Below are 21,873 nucleotides of genomic sequence, written 5' to 3' on the forward strand. Positions count from 1 at the left end.
TAATAGTGCGTCGGGCGGGCAGAAAGCCGGTGAAGACCGCAATACAGTCAGGTTGGCAGCGAGCCGTTATGGTCGTCGCTGCCACGGCGATGGCCATGTACCTGGCTATGGCTGCCGCTGCCTTTGCACAGGTGCAGGGCCAGCTTTTCGGCACCGAAGAACAGGGCTATGCCCGCCTCATCCTGAGCTTTCCCTCGCGCGATGACCTGCCCGAATATACGGTCAAGGTCGAGAACGGGGTGATGTCGATCCTGTTCACCGAACCGGTTTCGATCATCCTGCCCGATGTGGCTGTCCAGCTTCCCAATTATCTCACCGTCGCGCGCGTGGACCCCGATGGCATGGGTCTGCGCATCGGCCTGCGCTCCAGCTTCACCTTCAATCGCATCGAGGCCGCCGAGCGCCTGTTCATCGACCTGATGCCGCCGGAGTGGCAAGGCATGCCGCCGCCGCTTCCGCAGGACGTCATCGACCAGTTGGCGGAGCGGGCGCGCCTGGCCGCCATCGAAGCCGAGCGCAACCGCAAGGCTGCGCTGGCCGCAGAGCTCAATCCGCAGGTCGCCCTGCGCATCGGCCGCAACCCCAGCTTTATCCGCCTGCAGTTCGATTGGTCGGTGCCCACCGAGGGTGCCTATGCCAAGCAAGAAAATACTGGCCTGATCAATTTCGAATGGCCGATCGGCATCGATGTGCGCGATCTTGTGGCCGACCTGCCCAAGGAAATCGCCTCGGTCGAAAACGTGGTGACGGCGGATGGTAGCGACATCTATCTCGAATTTGCCCGCGCGGTCGAGCCGCGCTTTTATGAGGTTACGCCCTCTCAATATGTGCTCGATATCGACATCAAGGGGCAGGGGCTGCCCGAACTGAAGGTCGAGGATCTGGCGGCGGCCGCAGCGCAGGTCAAGGCAGAGACACCAGAGGCGCCCAAACCCCAGACGTCGGCGCTTCAGGCCAATGCCGCCGAAACCATCGTCCCGTTCATCAATGTGCTGGGCAATACGGTGCGCGTGGTCTTCCCCTTCGAGCAGGATACGCCCGCCGCCGTGTTCCGGCGCGGTGACTCGGTGTGGATGGTATTCGACACCATCAGCGGCATTGCCGCTCCCGCGGCTTCGACCGATTTCGATGCCGTCGCTAGCGCTTTCGACGTCATCTCCTCGGGTGATACGCAGGTGGTGCGGATCGATCTGTCCAAGGATCGCCTGGCCACTATGGGCTCCGAAGGCATGGCCTGGGTGCTGTCGCTGGGCGACGTCATGCTGAGCCCCACCGAGCCGGTCACCCTCTCCCGCCGCCGTAATTTCGAGGGCACTTTCGAAATGGCCGCCGATATCGTGCGGCCGGCCCGTGTCCACGATTTCCGCGACCCGCTGGTCGGCGACATGCTCAAGATCGTTACCGCCTATCCGCCGGCGCGCGGCCTGACGCGTTCGCTCGACTATGTCGATTTCACCGCCCTGCGCAGCGTCCATGGTCTGGTGCTCAAGCCCAAGGCTTCCAATCTGCAGGTGGCGCTGGACGGGCAGTTCGCCGTGATCAGCACCAATGGCGGTCTGACGGTGTCCGCGCTCGACAGTCTGCGCAATTCCGGCACTCAGGGCGACGAGGCCTCGCGCAGCTCCTATATCGACCTCGCCACGCTCGAGCAGCCGGCGCCCACCAAGTTCCTCAAGCATCGCGATGAACTCGAGCAGATGGCCGCCGAGAGCGATGGCCGCAATCGCGACAATGCCCGCCTGGGGCTGGCGCAATACTATGTGGCCAATCAGTTCGGCCCCGAGGCCCTTGGCGTGTTGCGGGTGCTGGCCGCCGATCTGCGTTCGGAGGACCTGACGCGCAAGCTGCGCATGACCGAGTCGATCGCCAATATCTTGGCCGGTCGCCCCAAGGAAGCACTTCAGGTGCTCAATACGCCCTCGTTCGACCAGGACCTGGACGCCCTGTTCTGGCGCACCATTGCGCGCGCCGCCGACAACGATTATTCCGGCGCCCGGCTCGATGCGCTCGAGGCGCGCAGCGTCGCCGAGACCTATCCCGTCTGGGCCCGCAATGCGTTCTATCTCGCCGGCGCCCGCGGCGCGGTCGAGGGCAATGACGCCACCACCGCCAACCGCATGCTGGATGAGATTGCCTATTCCAATCTCAGCAGCCAGGACATGTCGCTCTATTCGCTGCTTACAGCGCGCTTGGACGAACTCAATGGCCATGATCAGGCGGCGCTCGACGCCTATGGGCAGGTGATTGCCTCCGAGGTGCGCCCAACCCGCGCCGAGGCCGTCTATCGCACGCTGATGCTGCTGGACAAGCAGGGCCGGCTCGATCTCGGCCGCGCCATCAAGACGCTGTCGGCCGAAACCATGCTCTGGCGCGGCGATGCGCTGGAGGCCGAAATGCAGACGCTGCTGGCCCGGCTCTACTTCCGCAAGGCCGATTATCGCCTCGGCTTCGAGGCCGTGCAGGCGGCAGTCGCCAATTATCCGGAAAGCCCGCAGGTCAATCAGCTGCGCGACGAGGCGCAGGTCATGTTCTCAGACCTGTTCCTCAACGGCGTCGCCGACTCGCTTGGCCCGGTCGAGGCCCTTGGCATCTATTATGATTTCCGCCAGCTCACCCCCTCCGGCGCGCGCGGCGACGAGATGGTGCGCAATCTGGCGCGGCGGCTGGTGCGCATGGACCTCTTGCCGCAAGCCGCCGACCTTTTGCGTTACCAGCTCGACAACCGCCTCACCGGCGTGGCGCGCAGCCAGGTGGCTGCCGATCTCGCGGTGATCTACCTTGCCGACCGCAAGCCCAATGAGGCATTGCGGGTGCTCAACGATACGCGCGTTCCCGACCTGCCGGCCTCGCTTACCCGGCAGCGCCGCATCCTCGAGGCGCGCGCGCTGATCGATGGCGGACGCGACCAGCTCGCCCTCGATCTCGTGCGCGATATGGATGGCAAGGACGTCAAGGTGTTGCAGATCGACGTGCACTGGAAGGCCCGTCGCTACAGCCAGGCCGGCGAAATGATGGAAGCGCTCTATGCCCAGTCCGCCGGCCAGCCGCTCGATCGCCAGACCCGCCTTGAGCTGATCAAGGCCGCCGTCGGCTATGTCATGGCCAATGATACGGTTGGCCTGTCGCGGTTGCGCACCAAGTTCGGCGAGCAGATGGTCAATTCGCCCGAATGGGCCATGTTCGACTATGTCACCGGGCCGATCCAGGCTTCGAGCATGGAATTCAAGAAGGTCGCCGCCGAGGTTGCAGCGGTGGACGGCCTCAACGCCTTCCTGGCTTCCTATCGCGACACCTATGCCGGGGAAGGAGCGCTGGTGCCCACCAATGCTACCGAGCCGAATTCCGGCGTCGCCGCAGCGCGCTGAGGGCCGCGTAACTATCCGCTGACGAAGCTGCGGACCAGCGAGCCGGCGACCAGATACCAGCCGTCCACCAGCACGAAGAAGATCAGCTTGAACGGCAACGAGATCACCACCGGTGGCAGCATCATCATGCCCATGCTCATCAGCACCGAGGCGACCACCATGTCGATCACCACGAAGGGCAGGAACAGCAGGAACCCGATTTCGAAGGCACGCCGCAGCTCCGAGATCATGAAGGATGGGATCAGCAGCTGCAGCGGAATGGCCTCGGGCTCGGCCGGCACTTCTGTATCTGACAAGTCGTAGAACAGCGCCAGGTCCTGTTCGCGCACATTGGCGCGCATGAACTCATGCAGCGGCGCCGCGCTGAGTTCGAACGCTTCTGTGATCTCGATATTGCCAGCCAGGAGTGGCGCAATGCCCTGGTCATAGCTCTGTTGCAATGTCGGCTGCATGATGAAGAGCGTCAGGAACAGCGCCAGCGACACCATCACCGAATTGGGCGGCGCGGTCTGCAGGCCAATGGCGGTTCGCAGCAGCGACAGCACCACCACGATGCGGGTGAAGCTGGTCACCATCACCAGGATGGAGGGCGCCAGCGACAAGAGGGTGATCAGCCCGATGAGCTGGATGGCGCGCTCGGTCAGCGTGGCGTCGTCGCCGAAATCGATGGACAGGTCCTGGGCCTGCACCCCGGCCGCGAACAGCACCAGAGCGGTGGCGGCCAGCCCGAAGATCAGCGGCAGGCGCGCCTTGCGAAAAGCCGCCAGTCTCGCTTTCCCTGGCTTGGATGCCGGTGTGGTGCCCACGCGCCGCGCCTTGATTGCCCTATTTGGAGCTTTCCTCTTTAGCTGAGTCGGTATCCTCGGCCGTGGAAATGTCGGTGGTTTTACCCTGCGATGTGCCGTCCTGGCTGCTCACGGGCCGCAGCAGGCCCGTGTGGCGCAGCGATTTGGGGCCGCGCTGATTGGCCGGCGTGCCCAGATCGCGCAATTGTTCGATGGCGGTGGCCGGTGCTGCCGGGGCGGCGGGCGGCACCACGGGGGTCGGAGCCTTCGGTTTGCTGGCCTCGGCTGGTTGCACCTTGTCCTGGACCTTGCGCCCCGGAACCATGGGCAGGGGGCGACGGCTTGGCTGGGCCGCGGCCGGGATTTCCTCGACGGCAATCCCAGATTCCACCAGCAGGTCCTGCGGTCCACCGACCAGGATCAGGTGCTCGACATTGTCGCGGCGAATGATCACCAATTGCCGCTTCTGGTCGACCGCCAGCGTATCGATCACTGACAGCCGCCGATTGCGGCCGCGCACGGCATTGCCGGAAAAGCCGGAGAGCATTTTCAACAGCCAGGCAACCAGCACGATAAGGACGATGACGGCGCCCAGCGCAAAGGCGGCGGTCAGAAAGCTGTTGCCGCTGTCGCTGAACAGGCCGGTGATGAATCCCACGAAAATTGCTCCACTTCTCTGCTGGCCGAATCTTTGGCGGCACTTCTTGCCTAGTTAAGCCAAGCGATTGTGCAAAATGCGAGGCTTGTGCCTTCATGCCTATACGCAGTTAACACTTGATTAACCATGGGGCGGCAAGATTTGCCTATCGCGCTGCTGATTGGAGTCGGCCATGGGCCTGATGGATATGCCGGTGTTTTCGGCGCTCACCGACAAGATGAAGTGGCATCAGGCGCGCCAGGGCCTTCTGGCCGAAAACGTCGCCAATTCGGAGACCCCCGGCTACAAGGGCCGCGATCTCAAGCAGTATAGTTTTGCCGATCGCGTCAGCGCAATGAGCTCGGCGCAGATCACCACGCTGGCAACGCAGCCGATGCACTTTTCCGTGTCCAGCGAGGCCGGGGCCTTCGGCGCGCAGCACATGGCCAATTTCGAGGTCACGCCCGAAGGGAATGGCATCACGCTCGAAGACGAGATGATGAAGGTCACCACCAATATGATGGATTACCAGGCCGCCACCTCCATCTACCAGAAATCCATCCGCATCCTGCGCGTGGCCCTGGGCAAGAACGCATAAGGGCAGGGGATCATGGATTTCAATTCGTCGCTCCGCATAGCCGCGACCGGGCTGCACGCCCAGACCGCCCGCATGCGCGTCATCGCCGAGAACATCGCCAATGCCGATTCCGCCGGCAAGACGCCGGGTGACGATCCCTATCGCCGCCGCATCCCCACCTTCCAGAGCCATTTCGATTCCGAGATCGGCGGGCGCGTGGTCGAGATCGGGCGCCTGGCTTATGACCAGAGCGATTTTACCACCCGTTATGAGCCCGGCCATCCGGCCGCCGATGCCAGCGGTTTCGTCAAATATCCGAACGTCAACACGCTGATCGAATCCGTCGACATGCGTCAGGCCCAGCGCAGCTACGAGGCCAATCTCAACGTGGTCACCGTCACCCGGCAGATGCTGGGCCGCACGCTTGATCTGTTGCGCGGCTGATTTCAGGGGGATTTTTCAACATGGCCATCACCACGCCTTTCAATGCCGCCACGGCCGCCTATGGCAATGCCCAGCGCCTGATCCAGCAAGCTGGCAAGCCGGCGACCGACCTCACCGCGCTCGCCCCATCCAATGGCGGTAATTTCGCGCAGATTCTGGCCGACAATGTGCAGGGCGTCGTCGATCAGGGCCGCGTCTCCGACCGCATGGCCATGGACATGGTCAATGGCAAGGCCAATGTCGTCGACATGGTCACCGCGCTCTCGGAAACCGAAATGGCTATCGAAAGCATGGTCACGGTGCGCGACCGGGTGATCTCGGCCTATGAAGAAATCATGCGGATGCCGATCTGATCGCTGATTTGGGTGTATCCTGACGCGGTGATTCCACGGGAACGGCAGAGATGACCGGCGCAGAAGTGCTCGATATTGCCAGCGATGGCATCTGGACGCTGCTCATCGTTTCCATGCCGATGATGCTGGTGGGTCTCGGCGTCGGCGTCGTGATCGCGCTGTTCCAGGCGCTGACGCAGATCCAGGAAATGACGCTGGTCTTCGTGCCCAAGATCGTCGCCATTTTCGTCACCATGCTGCTGATCCTGCCCTTCATGGGCGCCACTATGGCCGGTTACATGAACCGGGTGATCGACATGATCATCGTGGGCGGCTGATGATCACGGCCAGCCTCGATTGGCTGCCGGGCACCGCCTTTGCCTATATGATCCTGTTCGCGCGCATCGGCTCCATGCTGATGCTGATGCCGGCCTTGGGCGAACAGACCATCCCCGTCCGTATGCGCCTCAGCTTCGCGCTGGCCTTCACCCTCGTGGTCTATCCGCTATTGTCGCAGACCATGCCGGCGCTGCCGACGCAATTGCCCGGAATGGTGGGGCTCTTGTTCCACGAAATCGCCATTGGCCTGATGATCGGCGCCATCGTGCGTATCACCGTGATGGCCACGCAGGTGGCCGGCGCCATCATCGCCTTTCAGACCGGCCTTTCCGGTGCCATGGCGGCGGACCCGACACAAGCCGGTGCGCAGGCGGCGGTGTTCGGCAGCTTCCTTTCCTATCTCGGCGTTACCCTGATCTTTGCCACCGATCTCCATCACATGGCGCTGGCAGCGATCTATGACAGCTACACTTTGTTCTCGCCCAGCGACCCCTTGATGTTTGAGGACGCCATGCAACTGGCGATCAAGACCGTTGCGGGGGCCTTTTCGGTGGGCTTGCAGATGTCGGCGCCCTTTATCGTCTTCGGCCTGGTCTTCAATCTCGGCGCCGGCATTCTGGGCCGGCTGATGCCGCAATTGCAGGTCTATTTCATCCTCATGCCGGCCAATATCATTGTCGGCCTGCTGCTGTTCGCGCTGCTCCTCGTGATGATGATGGGTTGGTACATTACCGCCTTCGAAAATCACCTGGCGATGTGGAGGGGCTAGTCCATGTCGGACGAGGACAAAGACTCAAAAACAGAAGACCCCTCCCATAAAAAGCTCGAGGACGCCCACAAGAAGGGCGATGTCGCCAAGAGCCAGGAGGTCACGACCTGGTTCATGCTGCTGGGCTCGGCCATTGCCTTCGCCATGATCGCGCCCTGGAGCAGCGCCCAGCTGAGCTCTGCTCTCAAGCTGATCATCATGAATGCCGACCGGTTCGACGTCGAAGGCGCCGGGTTCGGCGCCTTCTTCAACAGTCTTGCCCTCACCATGATCGGCGTGGTGCTGGCGCCGCTGGCCGTGCTTTACGTCTGTGGCATCCTTGCCAATCTGGTCCAGCACAAGCCGGTGTTTTCGGCCGAGCCCATCACCCCGAAATTCTCCAAGATTTCGCCGCTCTCCGGCGCCAAACGCCTGTTCTCGGGCGAGGCGCTGGTCAATTTCGGCAAGGGCCTGCTCAAGATCAGCATCGTCGGCGCGGTCGTGGTCATGGTCTGCTGGCCCGAGCGCGATCGGCTCGACACCATGATGACCGCCGATCCCCTGGTGATCCTGCTCGACTTCCAGGAGCTGGGGAACAAGATCTTCATGGCGGTGCTGATGGTCGTCACCATCATTGCCGGTGCCGACTATTTCTATGTGCGTCAGAAATGGTGGAAGAAGCACATGATGACGGTGCAGGAGACACGCGAAGAATACAAGCAGATGGAAGGCGACCCGCATGTGAAGGGCCGCATCCGCCAGTTGCGGCACGAAAAGGCGCGTCAGCGCATGATGGCGTCCGTTCCCGATGCGACTGTGGTGGTCACCAACCCGACCCACTTCGCGGTGGCGCTCAAATATGACAAGTCCATGCAGGCGCCGATCTGCGTCGCCAAGGGCGCAGACGCCGTAGCTTTGCGCATCCGTGCCCTCGCCAAGGACAGCGACGTGCCCATCATCGAGAACCCGCCACTGGCGCGCGCCCTTTTCGCCTCGGTCGATATCGACGAGGTCATTCCCGCCGAGCACTACAAAGCCGTAGCCGAGATCATCGGCTTCGTGATGCGCCTGAAACAGCCCGGCAGCGGCGGCTGGCGCGCCAACCGATAAGACAGTTCAGCCTTCTTGGCGGTCGGTCGCGGCTTTTTTGCCGAACTGGTGCAAGAGAGCTGCGGCGAGAGCGATGAGAACAGCAATCCACCCTGCTGCTGCGCCCTCTGCACGCAAGGGGGCTCCGGGCGACGCGGCCCAACCAATCAGCAGGAAGCTCACCCAATAGCCGAAGCGGGTGAACAGGGGATGCTGCGCAATGTCTTCGCGCAGCAGGGCAAAGGCGAGCACGACATAAATGACATAGGCCTGCGGATGGAAAGCCCAGCCTGTTCCATAGAGCCCGAACGTATAGATGCCCGTAGTGTCGCCGAAGTCTGGCCCGAAAGACAGGAACCCAGTGGTTCCATCGTCGAAGTAATTGAAGAACTGGGAGGCAAAGCTCAGCACCAACGCCGCTATCATGACCAGCTGTGGCAGCGATTTGCCGTTCAGGAATTCCTTGAGCATCCGTACTAACCCCACGACCTAGATATTGAGTGGCACCGCGGCACCTATGAGCGTCGCGTCACTGGCGCGACATCATCACGCCATCGAAATAGATCCGGTTTGGGAAAGCGCCCGGCAAAGCATCATCGTGGTATGGGAAGCTGGCCGTGCTCCAGGCTTGGCCGCCGTCCGGATAGAATTCGATACTGTTTCCCGAGATGGTGTACTGCCCGGCCTCTGCCTGGTCACTATAGGCGGTGGCATCGACGCCCCCGGCGATGGAGTCCACTACCGTGGTCGACCCCATGGCATAGCGTCCATCCTCCTGAAACAGCAGTGTCTGGCCGCTACTGGCAAAAGCGCTCGTTCCGCCCCCAACCGCGGCTCCGCCATGGAATACGCCCGACAAGGTGCTGGAGCTAAACTTTTCGACAGGACAAAACAGGCCGCCGTCGAAGTTGAAGCAGCCTCCTGACGACGGCTCCAAATCAGCCTCGGTAACGTCCCCGTCGTGCCAGTCGATGCGCATGGTGCCCCCGGTGAAGCTTACATCGCCAACCGTTCCAGGGTTCTGCTCTTCGGCATAGCTTGTGCCATAGGCTGCGATGTCGTAGCTGGGCGCGTTTACAGCAATCCCCGGGCCGAAATAGTAGACGTCCATCTCAAACGAGCTGATCCACATTCTCGTCATCAAGTAGATGCCATCTGGCGCGTACTGAGCATATGAAGGTGTTGCGCCACCACCTATGAAGACGGCAGAGAGCACTGTTGCGACGAGCAGGTGTTTCATCTTCTAGACCTGAATAGTGTGGTGAGACGTGGCATTCATACGGTGCGACTAAAGCTTCGCGTCACAAACAAGGTTTCCGCCCTGTTGGGCAAGCAGCGTCAGCGTTGGCTTATCACTGCCAAGGTTCCGCCGGCCGCCGACAATTCCAAGGTCATCGTATAGGGGGCCGCTGCGGACCACGAACATGTCGAAGGACGCGTCGACTTCGCCAACTTCCCCCCGACCGCTCTGGCCCGACTTATTGGCAAGGACATAGTTTCTGCCCTCGAATCCGATGGTTGCAACAAGCGTACCGAACGCTTTGCACTCCCAAACACCATCGACTCCTGTGGCGAAGGAAGGTGGAGCGAGTGTTGTAACCACCAGGACAATGAAGGCTTTCAAAACCTGGCGCACTGCTCACCTCATTATTAACTCAGTGAGCTTTTAATAAATTGAACGGATGCTGTCAATGCAAGGGCAATTTAGAGCAACGCAATGTGGACGGCGTGCCAGCGACATGCATGGATCACCCGACCTGGTGATGACGCCGCGGCAAGGTTGGGGACAGAGGCAACCTTGAACACCTTGATCACACTCAAGTCTGCAGGAAGGGTTAGTTGGTTGCACTCTTGAAGGACAAGGCGAGCACACGCCCATGCCTATCGTCGTTGACATCAAAAGGTGCGAAGAGCTGAAGGTGGAATTTGAACGTCAGGGTGAGCCTGAGCAGGGAGACTTTGCCGCAGCATCTCATCGATGCACCGGTGATTGAGTCCGCACCTTGGATCATCTAGACTCCACGCCACCGGCAGTGCCCGAGGACCGCTTCATGGCTGACATCATCAATCTGCGACAGGTCCGCAAGCAGAAGGCCCGTTCTGACAAGGAAAATGTGGCGGCCCAGAATCGGGTTCTGCATGGCCGCACCAAGGCCGAAAAGCAGCGCGAAGCCACTGAGCGGCAGCGCGCCGAGCGTCTTATCGACGGCCACAAGCGCGAAGAATAGCCAGAATACGCCCGCGAAAGGCACTTGCGGATAACCGTACTCTGCGGTACGCCCGTTTCAATTGCTCGGCAGGCCGCGAATTTTCGGGATGGAGGCGCGGCGTCGGCGGGCGCACCTTGCTTAAAAGATCCCGGACGACCCATGACCATTGCTACAGAGACCAGCCTGGCTCCGGCCGGCGGAAATTCGGCGCGCCGCGTGCTGGCGGCCAGCATGATCGGCACCACGATCGAATTCTTCGACTTCTACATCTATGCGACGGCGGCGGTGATCGTGTTCCCGCATCTGTTCTTTCCGGCCGCCGATGCCAATTCGGCATTGTTGAGCTCGCTCGCCACCTTTGCAATCGCCTTCCTGGCCCGCCCTATCGGCGCAGCTTTTTTCGGCCATTTCGGCGATAAGGTCGGGCGCAAGGCGACGCTGGTGGCCGCGCTCCTGACCATGGGCATTTCCACGGTGCTGATCGGCGTCTTGCCGACCTATGAACAGATCGGGATTTTTGCGCCGCTGCTGCTGGCCCTGTGCCGGCTGGGGCAGGGGCTAGGGCTCGGCGGCGAATGGGGCGGGGCCGTGCTGCTGGCCACCGAGAATGCGCCAGAAGGCAAGCGGGCCTGGTACGGCATGTTCCCGCAGCTCGGCGCGCCGGTGGGCTTTTTCCTCGCCACCACCATTTTCCTGGTCCTGGCGCATTTCCTGGGCGACGATGCCTTCATGAGCTGGGGCTGGCGCGTGCCTTTCCTCGCCAGTGCCTTCCTCGTCATCTTGGGCCTGTTCATCCGCCTCAAGATTACCGAGACCCCCGAATTCGCCAAGGCCATCGAAAAGGCCGAGCGCGTCGAAGTGCCGTTTGTCGACGTGTTTCGCCGCCACAAGCTCAGCCTCGTGCTCGGCACCATGGCTGCACTGGCCACCTTCGTTCTGTTTTACATCATGACGGTGTTTTCATTGAGCTATGGCACCCGCACGCTGGGCTATAGCCGCGAGGAATTCCTGATCCTGCAGATGGTCGGCGTGGTGTTCTTCGGGCTCTTGATCCCGGTGGCCGCCATCCTGGCCGACCGCTATGGCATGCGCCGGGTTATGATCGGCGTCTCGATCGGCATTGCGCTGTTCGGCCTGGTGCTGGCACCGCTTCTGGGCTCGGGCAATGTCTGGGGCGTGCTGGGCTTCCTGTGCATCGGCTTTGCGCTGATGGGCATGACCTATGGTCCGCTGGGCACCGCGCTGGCGGCCCCGTTCCCCACCGCCGTCCGCTACACCGGCGCGTCGCTGACCTTCAATCTCGGCGGCATTTTCGGTGCGTCCTTCGCGCCCTACATCGCCGCCTGGCTGGCCGACACCTATGGCCTGCACACCGTCGGCTACTACATCATCATCGCCGCGGTCGTGACGCTCGTTGCCTTCGGCTTCATCCGCCAGACAGCGGAATAAGTCTGCCTGCCACCAAGGTCGAACCGGGTCTGGACGTCTCACCTGTGACATCCAGACCTGGAGACCTCAACCCATGCGCCTGCTGCTTGCCCTCGCAGCCACCCTTCTGGCGGCACCCGTTTCTGCAAATGAAGACCTGGCGCTGCAGATCGATCGCGTTGCACCATCGCTCAATGGCGGGAATCTGACCACACTTGGTGGGCCGGAAACGCCGCAAGCACTTGTCGATGGCCTCGATGGTCGCTGGTTTACCCTCAAGAACACGGTGCGCAATTGGCGGGGAACCGGCGATGCGGATCGGGAAAACCTCGCCCGCGCCATTGAACGCACCTGCGCGGACACTTGGGAAAACATCGTCACCTACACGACAACCAGCCCCACCACGTTCCGCGTGACGCAGCAAAGCCCCGAGGGCGATGATCACGGCACGTTCGACATGGAGCCGGTCGAGCCGGCGGGCCGCGTCTTTGCGACCACTGTCGAGGACGACTACATCGCCAAGGTGTTCGGCATCGATGCGGCTTCGCCCGAGCTCGCGGAAACCCGTGCGTTGCTCAGCGCGGGCCTCGAAATCTGGAGGCCCACGCCGGACGTGCTGGTCAATCTGCGCGCCAATCAGGAGATCGAAGTCTGGGGGCGCTGCCCAAGCTAGCCGTTACCAGTCCACCTGGCATTCCAAGCCGTCAGGGCCGAACTGCATGCTTTGAGGCGTGTACTGGAAAATCTCCAATTTCACCCCGCTGGGATCGGCCAGCCAGGCCTGCCAGGTGCCGTCGACGCCAAGTTTCTTGGCGGTGATATCGACGCCCTTGCCGCGGACATGGGCAATGAACGCGTCGATGTCCTCGGTTTCGAGGCAGATGTGGTTGATCTGGTTGCTCTCCTCAAACCGCGACTCGCCCTTCTTGAACACCTCGATAAAGGTGCGATTGCCGAAATCGAGATAGAAGCCGATCTTGTCCCGGCCGCGCATGAAGGTGAACTTCGGCGCGATGCCGATGACGTCCCGGTAGAACGCCTCCACCGCATCAAGGTCACGGGCAAAAATGCAGGTATGGGCCACCTGCCTGACGAGCGGTGCGGTCATGGTCTCTCCTCGGAATGACTGGGCTTTTTGCCCTTGCTGACATGTTAGGGCAGGCATGAAGGCGGCGCCAGAGGCCGGTTTGCTCCCTTTCCGTCACAACAGACCCAAAAATTGCGTCTGCCCTCTTTGCATTGTCACGAGGCGCGTCTAGACAGGCCCCTAGACCTCACGACATCCACGGGGAAAGGCACCTCATGTCTTCGATCATCCATATCCATGGCCGCCAGATTTTTGACAGCCGCGGCAATCCGACTGTTGAAGTCGATGTGGTGCTGGACGATGGCAGCTTCGGCCGCGCCGCGGTGCCGTCGGGCGCCTCGACCGGTGCCCACGAAGCCGTCGAGCTGCGCGATGGCGGCAATCTCTACAATGGCAAGGGCGTGACCCAGGCCGTCGAGAACGTCAACGACGTGATCGCCGACGAATTGCTGGGCATGGACGCGCTCGACCAGCGCGGCATCGACCAGGCCATGATCGATCTCGATGGCACCGCCAACAAGGGCAAGCTCGGCGCCAATGCCATTCTCGGCGTGTCGCTCGCCGTTGCCAAGGCCGCCGCCGAGTCAAGCGAACTGCCGCTCTACCGCTATATCGGCGGCCCGAACGCGCATATCCTGCCCGTGCCGATGATGAACATCATCAATGGCGGCGAGCATGCCGACAATCCGATCGACATGCAGGAATTCATGATCCTGCCCGCCGGCGCCACCTCCATTGCCGACGCCGTGCGTATCGGTTCGGAAATCTTCCACACCCTCAAGAAGGGGCTGTCCGCTGAAGGCCACAACACCAATGTGGGCGATGAGGGCGGTTTCGCACCGAACCTGGCTTCGGCCGACGATGCGCTGGGCTTCATCATGCGCTCGATCGAAAAGGCCGGCTACAAGCCGGGTGAGGACGTGTTCCTCGGCCTCGATTGCGCGGCCACGGAGTATTACAAAGGCGGCAAGTACGAGATGAAGGGCGAGGGCAAGTCGCTGTCCTCCGACGAAAACGTCCGCTTCCTCGAAGACCTGGCCAATCGCTATCCGATCATCACCATCGAAGACGGCATGGCCGAGGACGACTGGGATGGCTGGAAGGCCCTGACCGACGCCATCGGCAAGAAGGTGCAGCTGGTGGGCGACGACCTGTTCGTCACCAACACCCAGCGTCTGGTGTCCGGCATCAAGATGGGCGTCGCCAACTCCATCCTGGTCAAGGTCAACCAGATCGGTTCGCTCTCCGAAACGCTCGATGCCGTCGATACTGCGCACCGCGCCAGCTACACCTCGGTCATGTCGCACCGTTCGGGCGAAACCGAGGATTCCACCATTGCCGACCTGGCCGTGGCCCTCAACTGCGGTCAGATCAAGACCGGCTCGCTCTCCCGCTCGGATCGCATGGCCAAGTACAACCAGCTGATCCGCATCGAAGAACAGCTCGGCTCGTCCGCCAAATATGCAGGCTATTCGGTGGTCAAGGGTCGCTAAACTCTTCGCCAGACGAAATAAAAAGGCCGGGCAACTGCCCGGCCTTACTATTTTCAGCCGTGCTCAAGAATTAGGCATACAGTGCCCAAGTAGAATCAAATTTACTTGGGGAGTCTTTTGGCATGATGAAGCGTCTATCTGCCGAAGCTTTTGGTACATTCTGGCTGGTCTTCGGAGGCTGCGGATCGGCTGTGCTGGCCGCCGGCATTCCAGAGCTGGGCATCGGCTATGCCGGTGTCGCGCTGGCCTTCGGTCTTACCGTGCTGACCATGGCCTATGCCGTGGGGCATATTTCCGGCGGCCATTTCAATCCCGCCGTTTCGCTCGGCCTCGCCATTGCCGGCCGGTTCCAGTTCAAGGATCTGCTGCCCTATTGGGTCGCGCAGATCATCGGTGGTGCCCTGGGCGCAGCCGTGCTTTTTCTCATCGCCTCGGGCAAGGTGGATTTCGTGGCCGGCGGCTTTGCCTCCAATGGCTATGATGCGCTGTCGCCGCACGGCTATGGCATGGTGTCGGTGCTGCTGATCGAAGTGGTGCTCACCGCCTTCTTCCTCCTGATCATTCTCGGCTCGACCCATGGCAATGCCCCGGTCGGTTTCGCCCCCATTGCCATCGGCCTGGGACTGACCTTGATCCACCTGATCTCGATCCCGGTCAGCAATACGTCGGTGAACCCGGCACGCTCCATCGCCGCCGCGCTGTTCGCGCAGAACGGCGCCCTGGGTCAGGTCTGGCTGTTCATCGTCGCGCCGCTGGTCGGCGCCGCCATCGGTGCCGTGATCTGGAAGACGCTGCTCGCGCGCGATTGAGAAAGAGGCCCGGTGTTAGCACCGGGCCTTTAACTATACGCCTATTTTTTGCCGAAGCGAGACCATCCGCGCAGCATCCCTTTGATTTAGCTCCTTCTTACCTGTTCGGTAGGATTGCCAAAGCTTTATGGCTTCACGAAATACTTCTTCTTTTTGGCCTAATACGTTGTCGTAGGCCATCAAATCGATTAGCTCGCTATAATTTCGTCTATCAACTCGCCCATATTTCGCGCGAGTGCGGCCATCTATTTCAGGGTCTGCGGCCGTTGCCTCAATCGCATCGCGGATGGCGTTCCAATCCTCTTTGAGTTTCTCGCGACTTGGTGCACCCACAGGCTGTTCTTCTTCCACCTGCTCCGCCAGCGCAATATCGCTAACATCGCTCCTGACCTGAGCAAGGCCCTGCATCGTTGAGGCAATTTGCTCATTTAGTGATCCGATTTTGTCGGTCACATCAGCCAGTGAGGATTCCACCGAAGTCTTGTGTTGCCTCAGCAATTTATCAGACTCATCTAGGGCGCCCTTTAGGTCTCTAACGCGGCCCGAGAATAGCCAAGAACCCAGAAGAACGCCAAAGACTGCGGCGAATACCGTTAGTGCGCCAGATATGATGGTTGCTTGTGGTCCTGTAATTTCAATCCAAAATTCTTGCATTTTATTCTCCCCAAACATGTTTGGGTCTATTTTGTTTGAATTACCTTTTTATTACTGGAACGCCGTCTCCGCAAAGCTGCGCAGTTTGCGCGAATGCAGTCGCTCGGCCGGCTGGTCGCGCAGGATTTCCATGGCCCTGAGCCCCACCTGCAAATGCCGGTTGACCTGCGTGCGATAGAAGTCGGACGCCATGCCCGGCAGCTTCAGCTCGCCATGCAGCGGCTTGTCGGAGACGCAGAGCAGCGTGCCGTAAGGGACGCGGAAGCGAAAACCATTGGCGGCGATGGTCGCCGATTCCATATCCAGCGCCACAGCACGTGACTGGCTGAGCTGACGGGTGATCGCCGTCTGGTCCCAGAGCTCCCAATTGCGGTTGTCGAATGTCGCAACGGTGCCGGTGCGCATGATCTTCTTGGTTTCGATCCCCTCGGTCTGGGTGATCTCTTCCACTGCCTGTTCCAGCGCCACCTGCACTTCGGCCAGTGCCGGAATGGGGACGGAAAGCGGCAGGTCGGCGTCGAGCACATGGTCCTCGCGCACATAGGCATGGGCCAGCACATAGTCGCCTAGCTCCTGCGAATTCCTGAGCCCGGCGCAGTGTCCCAGCATGATCCAGGCATGGGGGCGGAGTACCGCGATATGATCGGTAATGGTCTTGGCGTTGGACGGGCCGACGCCGATATTGACCATGGTTATGCCTTTGCCGCGCTCGGCCACCAGATGATAGGCCGGCATTTGCGGCGTGCGCACCGGCATCGTGCCCGAAACGCCGCCGCCGGTCAGCATATTGTCGGTCATCACATTGCCGGGCTCGACAAAGCGCTGATAGACCGAGTGCCCGTTCTTGAGGTGATCCTTGGCGATACGGCAGAACTCGTCGATGTAAAAAGCGTAGTTGGTGAAGATCACGAAGTTCTGGAAGTGCTCGGCGTCGGTGCCGGTATAGTGCGACAGGCGAAACAGCGAATAGTCCACGCGCGGCGCGGTAAAGGCCGAAAGCGGGTAGGGTCCCCCACGCGGCGGCACATAGGTGCCATTGGCGATTTCGTCGTCGGTGTTGCCCAGGTCGGGCGCGTCGAACAGGTCGCGTAGCGGAATGTCGAGCGCGTTGAGCGTGGCGCCGTCCACGTGCTGGCGCAGGCCCAGCGCGTAATGCAGCGGAATGGGTGTCTCCGATTCGCCCACATCGATGGTACCGCCGTGGTTCTTCAGAATCACTGCGAACTGCTCCTGCAGATAGCCCTTGAACAGGTCCGGCGCGGTTACCGTGGTCCGGTAGATGCCCGGCGTGTGCAGATAACCATAGGGCAGGGTGCTCTCATGCTTGGAATAGCTGGTGGAGCGCACCTCGACCTGCGGGTAGAAGGCGCGCACCCGGCCCGGCGGGACGACGCCATCGGTCAGGCCCTCGAGATGGCCGCGGATAAAATCGCAATTGCGGTGATAGATATGGGCCACATGCGCCCAGGCTTCGGCCGGATCGGTGAAAGACTGCTTCTCAAGGCGGGGCGGCGTGAGGGTGGTCATGTATATCCTCTGGTCGCAGACCCGCGGCTCGGGCCTGCCTAGGCTAGGAATCGTCTTCGATGCAGCTCGACTATATCGCGATCAAGACAGTTTTGTTGAGCGGACATGCTAAGCCATGCATTGGCCTGTTGGCCACCAAGCCGGAAATAATCGCACAAGGGGGGAACTGATGGAAAAGGACAATCCGGGACTGATCATGCCGCCGCCATTCTATCCGGCGCTGTCCTGGCTGGCAGCGCTCGGCCTGCAATGGCTTCACCCGCTGCATCTCATCCCGCCCTTCGGTTTGTCGAGCTGGGCCTTCTGGCTAGGGCTGCTTCTGGCTGTCGCGGGTTTTGCCGTCGTCAACCGGGCCATTGCGGCCTTCCAGGCGGCGGGCACCAATGTCATGCCCAGTCAGCCGACGCTGGTTGTGGTTTCGACCGGCCCCTATCGGTTCAGCCGCAATCCCATCTATATCGGCTGTCTGATGCTGCATCTGGGCCTGACGCTGATGGCCGGGCTGAACTGGGGGCTGCCGCTATTGCCGCTGGTTTTGGTGGCGTTTCACCTTCTCGCGGTGTTGCCTGAAGAGCGTTATCTGCAGCGCAAGTTCGGAGACAGCTATACGCGCTACCAGGCGGTGACGCGACGCTGGCTCTAGCATTCTCACACTTCGGTGAACCGCTCTTTTCTCGCCGCAATTGCCCCCCATCTTCTGGTCAGTTCATCGGCATACGCAAGCGACCCATGCAACCGATGAGCGGGAGGCGGTCTGCCGCTTGTCCCCCAAGCCCTCAACAGCGCGGTGGACCGCTTCCCCCCAGCCGCCCGGCAGCAATGCCGAGGCGGCTTTTTGTTATTTCTTCTGCTTGCCGGTGTAATCCAGCAAGGTCTCGGGATTGATTTCGCCGTCATAGCTGGCATCGACGTCGTAGCGCACCAGCACGAATTCGCCCTCGCGAAACGCCCAGGTCCCCGAGGAACTGGCGTCGCCAATGCCGCGCCATTTCGAAAACGAGGTGATGGTCTTGGTTTCGGGATCGAAATCGGAATTGACCAGCACCAGCGTGCTGCTCATGCCGATCACCGGAACCTCCAGCAACTTGCCCTCAAAGTCCTCATCCTCATATTGCGGGTCGACCATGGGCATGGCGAAGGACAGTGGTGTCAGTCCCTCGAAATCGCGGTGAATATAGTAGGCGTGGTTGATGTTGTAGGCGCCGGCCATGCAGAACAGGCGGATGAGCGTAACTGTCTCTTCTTCGGCATCCGGGCTCCAGTCGGGCTTGTAGGTAAAGGTCCAGCTGGCGAAGTCCTCGCCTTCGGGGATGAAGCCGTCATTGAGCGCGCACCATTCGCCGCCGGCCAGGGCATGCAGCGCCCGCGCCTGCTGTTCCAGCGACGCCTCTTCGGCGAGGGCGGGGCTGAGTGAAAGCGCCGCCAGCGGCAGCCAAAGCAATGGACGGATCATCCTCTATCCCTTATGTCGAAGCCGAAACGCGGGAGCGATTTCCCGCGCCTCCATTCAAGCAGATCGAGGCCGATATGACCGCAAAAATCATCGATGGCAAAGCATTCGCAGAGAATTTGCGCGGTCGCATTGCTGGCCATGTCGAGCGCCTCAAGGCCGAGCACGGCATCACGCCTGGCCTCGCCGTGGTCATCGTGGGCGAAGACCCCGCCAGCCAGGTCTATGTCTCTTCCAAGGCCAAGCAGACTGCCGAAGTCGGCATGAACTCCTATAAGCACGAGCTGCCCGCCGACACGCCCGAGGCCGATCTGCTGGCGCTGGTTCACCAGCTCAATGCCGACCCGGCGGTGCACGGCATTCTGGTGCAGATGCCAGTGCCCAGGCATATCGACGCCAACAAGGTCATCGAAGCCATCGACCCGGCCAAGGATGTCGACAGCTTTACTCCGGCCAATGTCGGCAAGGTGCAGATCGGGCTGCCGGGCCCGGTCTCCTGCACCCCGCTCGGCTGCCTGATGCTGCTGCGCGAGGAGCTTGGCTCCCTCGAGGGCAAGAACGCCGTCATCGTCGGGCGCTCCAACCTCGTCGGCAAGCCGATGATGCAGCTGCTGCTGCGCGACAATTGCACGGTGACCGTCGCCCATTCGCGGACCAAGGACCTGCCAGACGTGGTGCGCCGCGCCGATATCGTGGTGGCCGCCGTCGGCCGCCCGCAGATGATCAAGGGTGACTGGATCAAGCCGGGCGCCGTAGTGATCGATGTCGGTATCAACCGCATCCCGGCCCCCGAAAAGGGCGAGGGCAAGACCCGTCTCGTCGGCGACGTCGATACCGCAGCCGCCGCTGAGGTCGCCGCCGCCATCACCCCTGTTCCGGGCGGCGTCGGCCCGATGACCATTGCCTGCCTCTTGGCAAACACCATCACGACCGCTTCGCTGATCAACGGCCTCACCCCGCCGAGCGACCTCACCGCATGAGCGCTGATCTGCACGATCCCGGCGGCAAGGTGCGCCTGCGCCTTGCCGAGGGGGTTCGCGGCGACGCCGTGATGAGCGCCGATGGTCGCTATCGCCAGCTCATGCGGCGTTGGCTCGGCGAGACTTTTCCGGACCACTACATCCTTTTCATCGGCATGAACCCGTCCACCGCCGATGCCAGTGTCGACGATCCCACCTGTGCGCGCGAATGGACTTTCGCACGCCGGGAGGGTTTTTCGGCCATGGTCAAATGCAATGTCGGCGACTATCGCGCCACCGATCCGAAAATGCTTGTCGCGCCGGGGATCGAGGCCGTCTCACCGGCCAATCTGCCAGCCATCCGCCAAGCTGCATCGGGGGCAGGGCGGGTGGTGCTCTGCCATGGCAAGCTGAACAAGGCGTTGGCGCCGGCCGGGCGCGATCTGGTGGCTGCGCTGCGTGTCGATGGCGTGCCGCTCTGGTGTTTCGGCACCAATGCCGATGGCTCGCCCAAGCATCCGCTTTACCTGCGCGCCGACACGCCGTTGCTGCCGTTCCCGGATTAGTGGCTAGGCCTTGGGTGTCCGGCCCAGTTTGCTCTCGATGATCGGCAGGACTCTCTCGGTCGCGGCTCGGCCTTCCTCGATAGCCTCGGCGGCGCGGTGGAAATCCATGAGTCCGATATCGACGACGCGCGGCAGGATCAGGGCATGCGGCGGCTCTCCGGCCAGCCGCGAGCGTGTGATGTGGTCCTGCATGATGTTGAGCGCATTGCCCAGCACATCGAAATAGCCTGGTGCCGCACCGCCATTGCCGAACAGCTTGAAGTTGGCCGCCTGGCTCGCCAGCGCCGTCGGCATGGTCTTGACCATTGACAGCCAATTGGTTGCTTTCTGCGCGTCCGTTTTATCAACCGCATCAGGGGTGACCGCGATCTCGGGCAGCAGGCGGCGGCCCAGCAGATCTTCGTTGAGATTGACCGCGATGATGAAGTCGGCGCCCATGGCCCGGCACAGCGATACTGGAACCGGGTTGACCAGCCCGCCATCCACGAGCCATTCCCCTTCCACATCCACCGGGCTGAAAATGCCCGGCATGGAGATCGAGGCGCGAATGGCCCGGACCAGCTTGCCCTGCCGCAGCCAGACTTCCCTGCCAGTCGTCAGATCGGTGGCCACCGCGGCAAATGGCAGTTTGAGATCTTCGATTTGCGGCGCAATCTTGAGGCCACCCAGCCATTCGGCAATGCGTACGCCATCGACCAAGCCGCCGCCAAGAAAGCCTACATCGACCAGTGAGGCGACGATACGGCGGTCCGCTGATAGCGCCCAATCGCGCAGGGCGGCGTGGCGGCCGCTGGCATAAACGCCGCCGACCAATGCCCCCATCGAGGTGCCGGCGATGATATCGGGCTCGATGCCTGCTGCCACAAGCGCGTCAAGCACGCCCACATGCGCCCAGCCACGTGCGGCACCGCTTCCCAGGGCCAGTCCGATCTTTGGTTTGCGCATAAGGCTGTCCTCGATTCTGTTTCGGGGAGGATAGGCCGATGTCCTAGGACGCTCCAGCCAGATAGAACATGCGTGCCACAGTATGGTCGCGAAGCGCCTGTGCCGGCAGTTTTCCGGTCAGCGCCAACACCACTTGTTGTGGGTCCCGCACCGCGCTGGCGTCGACCACCACGCGTTTGAATGCTGGCCGCATGTCGCGACGGTGTTCTTCAAGCAGGTTGTAGAGCAGCGCCCGCACATCGGTCTGCCCCGCACAGGCCAGGCAGACATCGCCATCGTCATGCCCATGCCCGGAATTGGCCGGCAGCCGGATCAGTGCCGTGTCACTATCCAGCGGGACGAGTTGGCCCGGCTGGGTGATGAGGGTGACGGGGATTTGCTGCGTCATGACATTTGTCCTCAAGGCCCCCACCGGACTCTCCCTGATTA

26 protein-coding genes are annotated in these 21,873 nt (G+C 61.6%); 15 read left to right on the top strand and 11 right to left on the bottom strand.

Annotated features, from left to right (window positions below):
* Positions 1-68 precede the first annotated feature (68 nt).
* Entirely contained in the window at positions 69-3,365 is a 3,297-nt protein-coding gene (locus DEVEQU_RS17905) for a hypothetical protein (RefSeq protein ID WP_126151966.1), read from the top strand.
* An 11-nt stretch (positions 3,366-3,376) separates the two neighbouring features.
* On the opposite strand, the gene fliP is transcribed toward DEVEQU_RS17905, so the two are convergent.
* On the bottom strand, positions 3,377-4,132 hold the full coding sequence (gene fliP / locus DEVEQU_RS17910; RefSeq protein ID WP_206437887.1) for a flagellar type III secretion system pore protein FliP: 756 nt from the start codon (positions 4,130-4,132) through the stop codon (positions 3,377-3,379).
* A gap of 58 nt (positions 4,133-4,190) precedes the next feature.
* Positions 4,191-4,808 carry a FliO/MopB family protein gene (locus DEVEQU_RS17915; protein ID WP_126151967.1) on the bottom strand — a complete coding sequence of 206 codons (618 nt, stop codon included), beginning with the start codon at positions 4,806-4,808 and terminating at the stop codon, positions 4,191-4,193.
* 172 nt (positions 4,809-4,980) lie between these two features.
* Between DEVEQU_RS17915 and DEVEQU_RS17920 the strand changes: the two genes are divergently transcribed.
* From DEVEQU_RS17920 to flhB, 6 genes are read left to right on the top strand one after another with little or no spacing between them, the layout of a single operon-like run.
* Entirely contained in the window at positions 4,981-5,385 is a 405-nt protein-coding gene (locus DEVEQU_RS17920) for a flagellar basal body rod protein FlgB (RefSeq protein WP_126151968.1), read from the top strand.
* 12 nt (positions 5,386-5,397) lie between these two features.
* Positions 5,398-5,808 (top strand): flagellar basal body rod protein FlgC, encoded by a 411-nt coding sequence (flgC, locus tag DEVEQU_RS17925; protein ID WP_126151969.1) that lies wholly within the window; start codon positions 5,398-5,400, stop codon positions 5,806-5,808.
* A gap of 20 nt (positions 5,809-5,828) precedes the next feature.
* A complete protein-coding gene (locus tag DEVEQU_RS17930) occupies positions 5,829-6,161 on the top strand; it encodes a flagellar hook-basal body complex protein FliE (protein WP_329601478.1) in 333 nt (110 codons plus the stop codon).
* 50 nt (positions 6,162-6,211) lie between these two features.
* Positions 6,212-6,478: a flagellar biosynthesis protein FliQ gene (gene fliQ / locus DEVEQU_RS17935; RefSeq protein ID WP_126151970.1), complete on the top strand. Its 267-nt coding sequence runs from the start codon at positions 6,212-6,214 to the stop codon at positions 6,476-6,478.
* The gene (gene fliR / locus DEVEQU_RS17940) at positions 6,478-7,248 is read left to right on the top strand and encodes a flagellar biosynthetic protein FliR (RefSeq protein WP_126151971.1); all 771 of its coding nucleotides are present in this window, start codon (positions 6,478-6,480) and stop codon (positions 7,246-7,248) included. Before fliQ ends, fliR begins: the two co-directional genes overlap by 1 nt.
* A 3-nt stretch (positions 7,249-7,251) precedes the next feature.
* Entirely contained in the window at positions 7,252-8,337 is a 1,086-nt protein-coding gene (gene flhB, locus DEVEQU_RS17945; protein ID WP_126151972.1) for a flagellar biosynthesis protein FlhB, read from the top strand.
* A 6-nt stretch (positions 8,338-8,343) separates the two neighbouring features.
* On the opposite strand, the gene DEVEQU_RS17950 is transcribed toward flhB, so the two are convergent.
* The 3 genes from DEVEQU_RS17950 to DEVEQU_RS17960 are packed head-to-tail and all read right to left on the bottom strand — an operon-like array spanning position 8,344 to position 9,952.
* Positions 8,344-8,787 (bottom strand): hypothetical protein, encoded by a 444-nt coding sequence (locus DEVEQU_RS17950; protein WP_126151973.1) that lies wholly within the window; start codon positions 8,785-8,787, stop codon positions 8,344-8,346.
* 58 nt (positions 8,788-8,845) lie between these two features.
* Positions 8,846-9,556: a hypothetical protein gene (locus tag DEVEQU_RS17955; protein ID WP_126151974.1), complete on the bottom strand. Its 711-nt coding sequence runs from the start codon at positions 9,554-9,556 to the stop codon at positions 8,846-8,848.
* A 48-nt stretch (positions 9,557-9,604) separates the two neighbouring features.
* Positions 9,605-9,952: a hypothetical protein gene (locus DEVEQU_RS17960; protein ID WP_126151975.1), complete on the bottom strand. Its 348-nt coding sequence runs from the start codon at positions 9,950-9,952 to the stop codon at positions 9,605-9,607.
* Positions 9,953-10,367: 415 nt separating this feature from the next.
* Here DEVEQU_RS17960 and DEVEQU_RS17965 point away from each other — a divergent pair, with 415 nt between their 5' ends.
* The 3 genes from DEVEQU_RS17965 (at position 10,368) to DEVEQU_RS17975 (ending at position 12,627) form a co-directional block, all read left to right on the top strand.
* A complete protein-coding gene (locus DEVEQU_RS17965) occupies positions 10,368-10,544 on the top strand; it encodes a DUF4169 family protein (protein ID WP_126151976.1) in 177 nt (58 codons plus the stop codon).
* A gap of 141 nt (positions 10,545-10,685) precedes the next feature.
* Positions 10,686-11,975: an MFS transporter gene (locus DEVEQU_RS17970; RefSeq protein WP_126151977.1), complete on the top strand. Its 1,290-nt coding sequence runs from the start codon at positions 10,686-10,688 to the stop codon at positions 11,973-11,975.
* Positions 11,976-12,048: 73 nt separating this feature from the next.
* Entirely contained in the window at positions 12,049-12,627 is a 579-nt protein-coding gene (locus DEVEQU_RS17975) for a hypothetical protein (protein WP_126151978.1), read from the top strand.
* Between the two features lie 3 nt (positions 12,628-12,630).
* On the opposite strand, the gene DEVEQU_RS17980 is transcribed toward DEVEQU_RS17975, so the two are convergent.
* On the bottom strand, positions 12,631-13,062 hold the full coding sequence (locus DEVEQU_RS17980; protein ID WP_126151979.1) for a VOC family protein: 432 nt from the start codon (positions 13,060-13,062) through the stop codon (positions 12,631-12,633).
* Between the two features lie 194 nt (positions 13,063-13,256).
* Here DEVEQU_RS17980 and eno point away from each other — a divergent pair, with 194 nt between their 5' ends.
* Positions 13,257-14,534, top strand: a complete 1,278-nt coding sequence (eno, locus tag DEVEQU_RS17985; RefSeq protein WP_126151980.1) for a phosphopyruvate hydratase — start codon at positions 13,257-13,259, stop codon at positions 14,532-14,534.
* Positions 14,535-14,656: 122 nt separating this feature from the next.
* Positions 14,657-15,343, top strand: a complete 687-nt coding sequence (gene aqpZ / locus DEVEQU_RS17990) for an aquaporin Z (RefSeq protein WP_126151981.1) — start codon at positions 14,657-14,659, stop codon at positions 15,341-15,343.
* Positions 15,344-15,376: 33 nt separating this feature from the next.
* On the opposite strand, the gene DEVEQU_RS17995 is transcribed toward aqpZ, so the two are convergent.
* Together DEVEQU_RS17995 and DEVEQU_RS18000 are read right to left on the bottom strand one after the other, a co-directional pair.
* Entirely contained in the window at positions 15,377-15,997 is a 621-nt protein-coding gene (locus DEVEQU_RS17995; protein WP_126151982.1) for a hypothetical protein, read from the bottom strand.
* 51 nt (positions 15,998-16,048) lie between these two features.
* Positions 16,049-17,524, bottom strand: coding sequence for an AMP nucleosidase (locus DEVEQU_RS18000; protein ID WP_126151983.1), 1,476 nt, complete (start codon positions 17,522-17,524; stop codon positions 16,049-16,051).
* A 169-nt stretch (positions 17,525-17,693) separates the two neighbouring features.
* Between DEVEQU_RS18000 and DEVEQU_RS18005 the strand changes: the two genes are divergently transcribed.
* The gene (locus DEVEQU_RS18005; protein ID WP_164550477.1) at positions 17,694-18,167 is read left to right on the top strand and encodes a methyltransferase family protein; all 474 of its coding nucleotides are present in this window, start codon (positions 17,694-17,696) and stop codon (positions 18,165-18,167) included.
* A 195-nt stretch (positions 18,168-18,362) separates the two neighbouring features.
* Here DEVEQU_RS18005 and DEVEQU_RS18010 read toward each other — a convergent pair whose 3' ends face one another.
* Positions 18,363-18,977 (bottom strand): DUF1176 domain-containing protein, encoded by a 615-nt coding sequence (locus DEVEQU_RS18010; RefSeq protein ID WP_126151985.1) that lies wholly within the window; start codon positions 18,975-18,977, stop codon positions 18,363-18,365.
* Positions 18,978-19,051: 74 nt separating this feature from the next.
* Here DEVEQU_RS18010 and folD point away from each other — a divergent pair, with 74 nt between their 5' ends.
* The gene (gene folD / locus DEVEQU_RS18015; RefSeq protein ID WP_126151986.1) at positions 19,052-19,954 is read left to right on the top strand and encodes a bifunctional methylenetetrahydrofolate dehydrogenase/methenyltetrahydrofolate cyclohydrolase FolD; all 903 of its coding nucleotides are present in this window, start codon (positions 19,052-19,054) and stop codon (positions 19,952-19,954) included.
* Complete coding sequence (locus tag DEVEQU_RS18020; protein WP_126151987.1) at positions 19,951-20,499, top strand: DUF1643 domain-containing protein; 549 nt, start codon at positions 19,951-19,953, stop codon at positions 20,497-20,499. Before folD ends, DEVEQU_RS18020 begins: the two co-directional genes overlap by 4 nt.
* Positions 20,500-20,502: 3 nt before the next feature.
* Here the strand turns inward: DEVEQU_RS18020 and DEVEQU_RS18025 are convergent, their stop codons facing one another.
* Positions 20,503-21,444, bottom strand: coding sequence for a patatin-like phospholipase family protein (locus DEVEQU_RS18025; RefSeq protein WP_126151988.1), 942 nt, complete (start codon positions 21,442-21,444; stop codon positions 20,503-20,505).
* Positions 21,445-21,487: 43 nt separating this feature from the next.
* Positions 21,488-21,832: a hypothetical protein gene (locus tag DEVEQU_RS18030; RefSeq protein WP_126151989.1), complete on the bottom strand. Its 345-nt coding sequence runs from the start codon at positions 21,830-21,832 to the stop codon at positions 21,488-21,490.
* Between the last annotated feature and the right edge of the window lie 41 nt (positions 21,833-21,873).

The sequence above is a fragment of the Devosia equisanguinis genome, from assembly GCF_900631955.1.
Taxonomy (GTDB): Bacteria; Pseudomonadota; Alphaproteobacteria; order Rhizobiales; family Devosiaceae; genus Devosia; species Devosia equisanguinis.

Coding starts and splice junctions, on each gene's coding strand:
- DEVEQU_RS17905 (WP_126151966.1), top strand. CDS start 69: ATGGTCGTCGCTGCCACGGCGATGGCCATGTACCTGGCTATGGCTGCC.
- DEVEQU_RS17920 (WP_126151968.1), top strand. CDS start 4,981: ATGGGCCTGATGGATATGCCGGTGTTTTCGGCGCTCACCGACAAGATG.
- flgC (WP_126151969.1), top strand. CDS start 5,398: ATGGATTTCAATTCGTCGCTCCGCATAGCCGCGACCGGGCTGCACGCC.
- DEVEQU_RS17930 (WP_329601478.1), top strand. CDS start 5,829: ATGGCCATCACCACGCCTTTCAATGCCGCCACGGCCGCCTATGGCAAT.
- fliQ (WP_126151970.1), top strand. CDS start 6,212: ATGACCGGCGCAGAAGTGCTCGATATTGCCAGCGATGGCATCTGGACG.
- fliR (WP_126151971.1), top strand. CDS start 6,478: ATGATCACGGCCAGCCTCGATTGGCTGCCGGGCACCGCCTTTGCCTAT.
- flhB (WP_126151972.1), top strand. CDS start 7,252: ATGTCGGACGAGGACAAAGACTCAAAAACAGAAGACCCCTCCCATAAA.
- DEVEQU_RS17950 (WP_126151973.1), bottom strand. CDS start 8,787: ATGCTCAAGGAATTCCTGAACGGCAAATCGCTGCCACAGCTGGTCATG.
- DEVEQU_RS17955 (WP_126151974.1), bottom strand. CDS start 9,556: ATGAAACACCTGCTCGTCGCAACAGTGCTCTCTGCCGTCTTCATAGGT.
- DEVEQU_RS17965 (WP_126151976.1), top strand. CDS start 10,368: ATGGCTGACATCATCAATCTGCGACAGGTCCGCAAGCAGAAGGCCCGT.
- DEVEQU_RS17970 (WP_126151977.1), top strand. CDS start 10,686: ATGACCATTGCTACAGAGACCAGCCTGGCTCCGGCCGGCGGAAATTCG.
- DEVEQU_RS17975 (WP_126151978.1), top strand. CDS start 12,049: ATGCGCCTGCTGCTTGCCCTCGCAGCCACCCTTCTGGCGGCACCCGTT.
- DEVEQU_RS17980 (WP_126151979.1), bottom strand. CDS start 13,062: ATGACCGCACCGCTCGTCAGGCAGGTGGCCCATACCTGCATTTTTGCC.
- eno (WP_126151980.1), top strand. CDS start 13,257: ATGTCTTCGATCATCCATATCCATGGCCGCCAGATTTTTGACAGCCGC.
- aqpZ (WP_126151981.1), top strand. CDS start 14,657: ATGATGAAGCGTCTATCTGCCGAAGCTTTTGGTACATTCTGGCTGGTC.
- DEVEQU_RS17995 (WP_126151982.1), bottom strand. CDS start 15,997: ATGCAAGAATTTTGGATTGAAATTACAGGACCACAAGCAACCATCATA.
- DEVEQU_RS18000 (WP_126151983.1), bottom strand. CDS start 17,524: ATGACCACCCTCACGCCGCCCCGCCTTGAGAAGCAGTCTTTCACCGAT.
- DEVEQU_RS18005 (WP_164550477.1), top strand. CDS start 17,694: ATGGAAAAGGACAATCCGGGACTGATCATGCCGCCGCCATTCTATCCG.
- DEVEQU_RS18010 (WP_126151985.1), bottom strand. CDS start 18,977: ATGATCCGTCCATTGCTTTGGCTGCCGCTGGCGGCGCTTTCACTCAGC.
- folD (WP_126151986.1), top strand. CDS start 19,052: ATGACCGCAAAAATCATCGATGGCAAAGCATTCGCAGAGAATTTGCGC.
- DEVEQU_RS18020 (WP_126151987.1), top strand. CDS start 19,951: ATGAGCGCTGATCTGCACGATCCCGGCGGCAAGGTGCGCCTGCGCCTT.
- DEVEQU_RS18025 (WP_126151988.1), bottom strand. CDS start 21,444: ATGCGCAAACCAAAGATCGGACTGGCCCTGGGAAGCGGTGCCGCACGT.
- DEVEQU_RS18030 (WP_126151989.1), bottom strand. CDS start 21,832: ATGACGCAGCAAATCCCCGTCACCCTCATCACCCAGCCGGGCCAACTC.